The sequence below is a fragment of the Subtercola boreus genome, from assembly GCF_003399625.1.
Taxonomy (GTDB): domain Bacteria; phylum Actinomycetota; class Actinomycetes; order Actinomycetales; family Microbacteriaceae; genus Subtercola; species Subtercola boreus_C.
In genome coordinates this window covers 1-7395 of record NZ_NBXA01000016.1, presented here as the reverse complement: position 1 = coordinate 7395, position 7395 = coordinate 1, and the positions used below count along the sequence as shown (strand labels likewise).

Genomic DNA, 7395 nt, shown 5'->3' with positions numbered 1-7395 from the left:
CAACAAATAACACGTTGCGATAACGGTGGAGGTGGGCCTGGCTTAGATTGCCCCGACACCCCGCAAAACGCCGAGGTGGTCTCCGCTTAGATTGCCCGAGTGGTCCTGGCTAACGTTGCCAGAGACAGGTGCTCCAGTCGCTTCGCGAATTCTGGGGTGGTTCACGGATCGAGGAGCTCCGTTTGGCCTTGCTGCCATCGGCTCGCTCCTCTCCGATTTGGCTACCTCGCCACGAACCAGCCGGTCGAGGTAGTGCTTGAACATCGCGTGTAGTGGTTCGGATTCGACTAAAGCGCGCACGAGAAACGACGTGTCGAGCACAACCTCATGGGGCAACGGCGATGCCGCATCGTCGAAAGAATAGACATTCCGGGCCAATGCTGGTCGGCCTGCGACCGACACTTACTTGGTCTGGGAAGAATTCGCTTCACGTTGCGACCTAACGGGCGTCGGTGTCTTCACGAGGCTCGTTGCCTCCTGGAGGACCGCAGCACAGTCAGACTTGGCAACGGTGGGCCGGACGAAGCGAAGCAACTTCGCGGCCTCGCTCAGATGCTTCGTCATGCCACCACGATAGCCTTCCGCCGCTGAGACACCGGGCGACGCCGCCGGCCGCGCACGCCTGACGGTCGTCAGAGACCCTGTTGCGCCAGTAACTTCGGAATCTGTTCCCGAAACGGAAAGAACCCGCGTGACGCGTGCGGCCACGCCAGGGTGTCCCACCGCCGCTGCAGCATCGTCAGAGTGAGCCCCTCGGAAGCGACGACCGCCCGAAGAGAGTCGATCCGCTCACGCACCGGCCCGACCGGAGCGAACGGCATCACAATCGAATCGACCTTCTCTGAAGCGGCCCACTCGAGAACCGTCGAAGCGAAAGTGTCGGCCAGAACGCGTGGCTCACCCGGCACCAGCGGCTGGGCTCGTCCCACCCCATCGCCGAGAGCCGACCGGGTGAACTCGCGCACGACCTCCGACGCACCCAGCGGCGACCGGTCGTCTGCTCGGGCGAAGCCGGCCACAGCCATGGCCACAGGAACTGGCACCGACCCCGACGCTTGGCCGCTGGCGCCGACCAACGGATGCTCTGCCAGCAGACTCGGCGCATCCAGATCTTCCTCGTGCAGAAGCAATCCCCACTGTCGCCCGCTGGGACTCAGCTCCGGCGGCGCGAGAGCCGAGCGCGCCGGAAGGGGATCCTCCACCAGAGCTCGTGCCGTCGTAGACAGCCCCTCGGGCGAGAACCGGCCCTCGGTGAACCGGGAAATGTTCGACTGCGACGCGAGATACGTCTTGCCGACTGTCTGGAGCCCGGCCACCCACCGCCAGGACAGCGTGTTCGACGCGGCATCCCCATCGAGCAGATGCCGGTAGAAGAAGTCGGCGCCCAGCTGCCACGGCAGGCCCAGCGTGAAGATCCAGATGCTCGCGAACCACATGCGTGTGTGGTTGTGCAGGTAGCCGGTCTCGATGAGTTCGAGGGCCCAGGCATCCATCGCGTCGATTCCGCTGTGCCCGGTGACGGCATCCCGATACGCAGCGTTCTCGGTCTCGCCGCCCTGCGCGAGTTCGTCGACATCACGGCGGTAGCGCATCCACACCTCGGGATTCTGTTCGAGCCAGCCCTTCCAGTAGGTGCGCCACATCACCTCCTGCACAAACTTCTCGCATGACGAGAGCCGGTGCTGCTCGAGCACGGCGGCAACGACCTCGCGCTCGGTCAGCAGCCGGTGCCGGATGTATGGCGAAAGCGACGAGACATTGTCCCGACCGGGCCCCGCATCGACGTTCCTGCTGCGCGCGTACTGCGACCCTGCGCGGGGAACGAAATCAGCGAGGGCTTCGAGCGCGGCTGAGCGCGTGGGGGTGAACACCTCTTCATTATGAGCGCCAGATCGTTGAAAAGCTCAGGGCTGTTCGAGGGGACCGCATCGGGGTAGGGCGTTCAGGTACCTTGGCTGCGCTCTCGCGCTGCCGCGGCAATTGCGTCTCGAGCCTGGAAGGTAAGGGACTCGCGCGAGTCGGTGAGCGTCACGCCGTCTTCACCCAGGACATCGAATGCAAGATCGACCAGTTCGTCTGCATCGCTGATCCCCAGCTCGTTGACTAACTTCGAGATATCGGCCGCGTCTTTGGCGCGGCCGGCAGCCAGCTTCATCGCAAGAAGAAATCGAGGCGAGGCTAGACGGATCCGCATCCCCTTCAGGGTGATCGACTGCGCGCCGGTGTCATCCTTCGGAGAGAACGACATGAAGCCGGAAGCGTGCGTGTTCAGCCAGTCGGTCGCGAGGCCACGTTCGACGGCCATGGTGCGCACCTCTTCGAGGACTTCCTTCATCGGCTTGAACCAGCCGTCGATGTCTCCTGTCCGGCGAGAGGAACCCAGACCGATCGCCATAGCGGTACCACCGATGATGTACGCCTCGGCGGTCACGCCACGAGCGTCCAACCGCCGCCCCAGCTCGGTGAGCAGCTCCAACAGCTCGTCCCTCGAGAAGAGGACCTGCTCATCGTTCACCGGATGCCGAGGCTCTTCTCGCGGATCAGAATCCCGCACCCAAGGAACTCTGCCGGAGTCTCCGAACGCACAACCTCGCGCCAACCCGTCTCAGTGGATTGTTCGTATCCGACAAACCATTCCCAGACGAGGGGCGGACGGTCTGTCCACGACGGCGCATCCAGACCGCGTTTGCGCAAATCCCACAGGACAACCGTCGCCAGAAACGTGTCCCATTCCGGTCGACCGGTCGTCGAGGGTGCTGATCGAAGTTCGGAGAGGTCGTCATCTGCAGCCAGCTGCAGCCGACCAGCCATTTCTGTCATGACGCGAATGGCAACATCCGTGTTGCCCGCCTCGAGTTCGGTCCGAATGAGCTCCGCCGAGCGCGCGGGTGTGAGCAGCCCTCTGGGGGCCCGGAGTTCAGAGACCGACATGACCCAACTCTACGCTCGACACGTCCAACATGAGCCGGACAATCCGCTTGTGTCAGACACGACCAACGGGACTCAAGCCCGCGTCATTGCGTGCCACAGGCCAACCGTTGTCCCGTCCAGGCCGCCGCCAGCGCTACTTTTACTTCGCCGCAGCAGCCGGCGAGCCGAACAGCTCGTGGATTCACTCCGGAACTTCGTCGCCGCCAGATCCTCCGGGCTGCCGGGCAGCGCTCCGCCGCGGCGTCCATGAACGCACCCCGAAAGTCGGGCGCGGCAAAAAAGCGTGCCGAGCTCGTCGAACACAGCCAGGTAAACCGCGTACTCCGAAGGGATCTATCGCTTCGCCGTCGCCTGGCTCGACGGCACACGTAGGGTGAACACGAGGCTCAGCACGACACCAAGGATGGCAGCGACCGCCGAGATGCCAAGCGGCGTGAACTCTGGCCAATCGTCGGGCATGTCGGACGTCGCCCAGACGAAGAGGATGACGGCGGCGAGCGCCGTGGCGCTCCCCAGCCACCAGATGACGTCGCGGAAAAGTCCGGGCGGGGCCCGGCGGGAATGGCGGCGACGCGCCCCGAACACGCTTGCCACACCCAGAGCCAGCGCCAACGCGGCCAGCCCGGCGACGACGATCATCGGGAGGGCAATGCGCACCTGCTCGAGACGGAGGGCGAATGCGCTCGGTCCGGTGAAGGTGCCTGCCGGAAAGTCGAGCATCGCGCCGACATCGTCGACCGTCAGTTCGAATGGATACCCGTTGCCGTTCTGGCGCAGGTCGAGGCGGTAGGTCGTCGCCCCGTCTGCGTCTGACTGGGAGTCGGTCGAGGTCACCCCCGAAGACGAAGCCGACGCCGACGCCGAGCCTGCCCCCGCTACCTCACCCACTCCCCCGAACGGCACCACCGAGTCCTCCCACCCCCGAGGCGAATCCGACGTCGACGTGTCCACCGAGATCCACCCCGCCGCAACAGCGCGCCCGGCCAGCGACGCCGGCACGGTCAGCGTCACGCGCAGCGGATCGGCCCCCGCATCCTCACCCCATTGCGCGCTGTCGTCCCACCCCTCGAGCAGCGCGGCCCAGCGCATCCGGTCGACCGTCTGGCCCGCCGCCGCCGAGTTCGACGCACCGGTGGCCGCAACGACCGGAGCATCGAGCGAATAGTCGACCTCCAGCCGGTGCGACCCGCTCAACACCTGCCCGAAGCGCGTGACCAGCAGCAGCGTGTCGTCAGACGTATCGTCGGACGTATCGCCAGCCGTGTCTCCGGCCGACGAGGGGGTGGATGTCGCGAACGGAGCATCCGCGCCGTCGAGCCGCACACCCGTGACCCGCAGCCCCAGGTCCTGCCCCAGCTCCCGCACGGGGAACTGCTGCGCGAACTGCGGAACCTCCGACGTCTGCGTGTCGTCGAACGTCACCGTCAGCTTCTGCACCACGTCGAGCCGGGCACGCCCATCGTCGGTTCGCGACATCCGCGCCGCCGCATCGAACGCGGTGACCTTGGTCCAGTACGTGCCCGGCAGGTCGCCCGCGTACGACACATAGTCCGGCGAGCGCGGATACGGGTTCGGCAGCGTGGCCGCGACCCCGATCGCCGCAGCAACCGAGAGAACGGCCACGACGCGGGTGAGCACACGCGGCCCGCTCAGAAAGTCGAGGGTGCGCCATCCGGCAGCGGCATCGGGGTCCCCGAGTTCGGTCTGGATGATCGCACCCACCCGCCGGCCGGCATCACGCGCATCGTCGAGCAGCACGGCGTAGGGCAGCAGGGCATCCGCGGTCGTCGTGCGTTCGAGCAGGTTCGTGCGTTCGCTATAGACCTGGATGCCGCGCAGCTGCTGCTTCACCAGCGCACCCTTGCGCGTCAGCGGCCGGGCCGAGAGGGCGATGACGAGCACCACGATCGAGATCAGCGACGACGCGAGCACGAAGGCGGCCGGCCACCAGACCACGGCGAGCGTCGTCTGGTGCGACAGCTGGCGGATGATCCCCCACTGCAGCACCGTGAGGGCGATCGGTGACGCGATGAAGAGGTCGCGCACGAACCCCGTCGGCACCCGGCGGAGTCCCGCCGAGAACTGCCCACGCCGCTCCGCCGCCCTCAGGTAACCCAGCTGGGCCCGCAGCCGGTCGCCGACCCGCCCCGCGCGCTCCGCCGAACGCGCCACGGCCCGCAGCCGGTCGGTGCGCGCGGCCCGACTCGCCACGCTCTGGTCCCTGCCGGCCTTGCGTCGCCGTCTGCGCGCCGTGAATCCCCAGCCCGCCTCCGCCCGCGCATCCGTCGTCCGCGACGACCCCGCCCCACCTGACCGCACCGCGTCGAGCGCCGAAGCCAGCTCCAGCGCCCGGGGAGCGCGCAGCACCTGCGCAGCCATGCGCGGTGTCACGCCATCCGGAACCTCGTACTGCGCGACGAACCACGGCCGCCCGCGCGCATCGCTCCACGCCACCCGCCGCGCCGCGAGGGCCAAAAGAAGGGTGATCGTGAGAAACGCCAGCGGCAGCAGCGGCCCGAACGTCTGCAGCAGAAAGAGCGGCGTCGGCGGCGGCATCGTGAACGTTCCGGGCTGGAACACCATTGTGAACCGCGCCTGGGCGTGCGGCGGAATGTTCTGCTCGTTCGTGAAGCGGTAGGTGACCTCGCCCTGCGGGCTCCCGGGCTCCGGATCGAGCCACGAGCCGGCGCCCACGAACGTCCACGCAACCGAGCCGCGCGGCTGCCGCACGAGCTCGCTCGCCAACTCCGACGGCATCGTCACGCTGACATCGAGCCCCGCGAACACCTGCGGCCACGACGGACCGAACACGTCCCAGGCCAGCAGATCCGACGCCCCGCCCGTCGCCTGATCCGTCGACACGAAGGCCAGGTCATGCAGGCTGTAGCCGATCACAAACGTGTGATCCCCGTCGAGCCGCCCACCCGAATCGAGCGTCAGCGTGAGCTGATCGGTGCTCTCCGACCGCCCGATGCCGATCGGCGCGTCATCCATCATCGCCGTGATGTCGGCCGGCCCCAGCGAATGCCCCTGATACTGCGTCGGCAGCACCCGCTGGATGCCGTTCTCGTCGACCCCCTCGGGAAACACCGCATCGATCGTCTCCTGCACCCGCGCCTGCAGTCGGCCATCGGATGCCCGTTCCACCCGGTAGTCGACGTCGAACTTCCGCGCGATCCACCGGTCGGTCGCGGTCGACGCCGACGACGTGATGTCATCGAGACTCAGCGGCGGATTGATGACGGGCCCGAACAGCAGCACCCCGCCGGCCACCCCCACTGCGGCCCAGAACCCCACGAGCCCCACCCGCAGCCGCCGCCCGCCGAGCGACCGCAGCCACGCCTCGAGCCCCAGCACCCGCCGCGCCAGGAAACGCCACAGAGGCGTCGGCTCGCTCCAGTTCTCGGGGATGCGGTTCTCGGGCGGCGCGCCCGCGCCGTTGTCGTCGTCGTTGTCTCCGGATGCGGCGTCGCCGCGTGGGCTCGACGGCGTGCTGCCGTCATCGTCGCGCGTGTCCCCCGTCACCCCTCGATCTTAGGTGGAGGGCAGCAGGCTCCCAATCTCAGTCCACGAGCCGCGTGGAGGCTGATTCAGCGCCGCATCACCAGTCCTCGGCCATCACCGTGGTTTCAGCATCGACCACGTACACCTCGAGATCCGGATGCTCGAGGAGTTCCGTCATCGCTGCACCGGTTCCACCGATGAAAACGCTTCTGCCATAAATGTCGTTGCCAACACTCCACGCTCTGTCGCGAGGAACCCAGCGCATCGGAGTGCGCGCGATACCCCAAACGGCATGCTCATGGGCTCCCTCACTCACCCCACCCTCCATCACGAACATCTCCCGCGCTGGCGGGAGGGAAACACGCGGAGCCTCCGCTGGCATACGCACGTCTGCATATCCGATCCACCAAGCGAAAAGGCACTCTGCCGGCGTCGAAGTATGTCGTGAGAGCACCTCCACCAGAGCGCGAGCAGTGGTCAACTCCACCTGACCCATAGCAGGCTCGCCGACAGCGGTCGCGTCGGACATCGAAGCCCGGACTTCCGCCCACTGCGCCGTCGATCCATCGAACGTCTGGGCGGGCTCAACCAGCGATCTCCATGATCGCCTGCGTTCATCCGCAGTGTGGGCGCCTGCAATGGCGGGGTTCACGACCCGAACGTACTGCTCAAAATCAAGACCAGCGAAGGAGCCAACCGCAAGGCCCGCCCGGTTCATTGGCATTTCCTGAGCGTGAAACAGTTCCACTGATTTCGCTGGCCCGAACTTCACGAGCGAACCGTCTGGCGTTCACGAAAGGACGTCCTCAACTGAACCTGACTCCCCAACTCGCGGTCAAGTCCCCGGTGGTGGTGTAGCGGTAGTTCCTTCGGTTTGATGGGTTAGGCGCTGAGGGCGAGTGCTGTTTCTTCGACCTCCGTCCTGGTGTCGGGGACGAGGGCGAGGCGGCTTTTGGCGAG

5 protein-coding genes are annotated in these 7395 nt (G+C 66.6%); all 5 read right to left on the bottom strand.

The genetic code is table 11. The features are described from left to right. Positions 1–632: 632 nt before the first annotated feature. The 5 genes from B7R21_RS07660 to B7R21_RS07640 all read right to left on the bottom strand — a co-directional run bounded on the left by B7R21_RS07660 (position 633) and on the right by B7R21_RS07640 (position 7207). Positions 633–1871 carry an FAD-binding domain-containing protein gene (locus B7R21_RS07660; protein WP_116282661.1) on the bottom strand — a complete coding sequence of 413 codons (1239 nt, stop codon included), beginning with the start codon at positions 1869–1871 and terminating at the stop codon, positions 633–635. A 71-nt stretch (positions 1872–1942) separates the two neighbouring features. After that, on the bottom strand, positions 1943–2515 hold the full coding sequence (locus tag B7R21_RS07655) for a DUF6036 family nucleotidyltransferase (RefSeq protein WP_116282660.1): 573 nt from the start codon (positions 2513–2515) through the stop codon (positions 1943–1945). Beyond that, on the bottom strand, positions 2512–2931 hold the full coding sequence (locus tag B7R21_RS07650) for a hypothetical protein (protein WP_116282659.1): 420 nt from the start codon (positions 2929–2931) through the stop codon (positions 2512–2514). The genes B7R21_RS07655 and B7R21_RS07650 overlap by 4 nt, the downstream gene beginning before the upstream one ends. Before the next feature lie 333 nt (positions 2932–3264). Continuing rightward, entirely contained in the window at positions 3265–6456 is a 3192-nt protein-coding gene (locus B7R21_RS07645; protein ID WP_116282658.1) for a DUF2207 domain-containing protein, read from the bottom strand. 76 nt (positions 6457–6532) lie between these two features. After that, complete coding sequence (locus B7R21_RS07640; RefSeq protein WP_147305844.1) at positions 6533–7207, bottom strand: hypothetical protein; 675 nt, start codon at positions 7205–7207, stop codon at positions 6533–6535. Positions 7208–7395 lie beyond the last annotated feature (188 nt).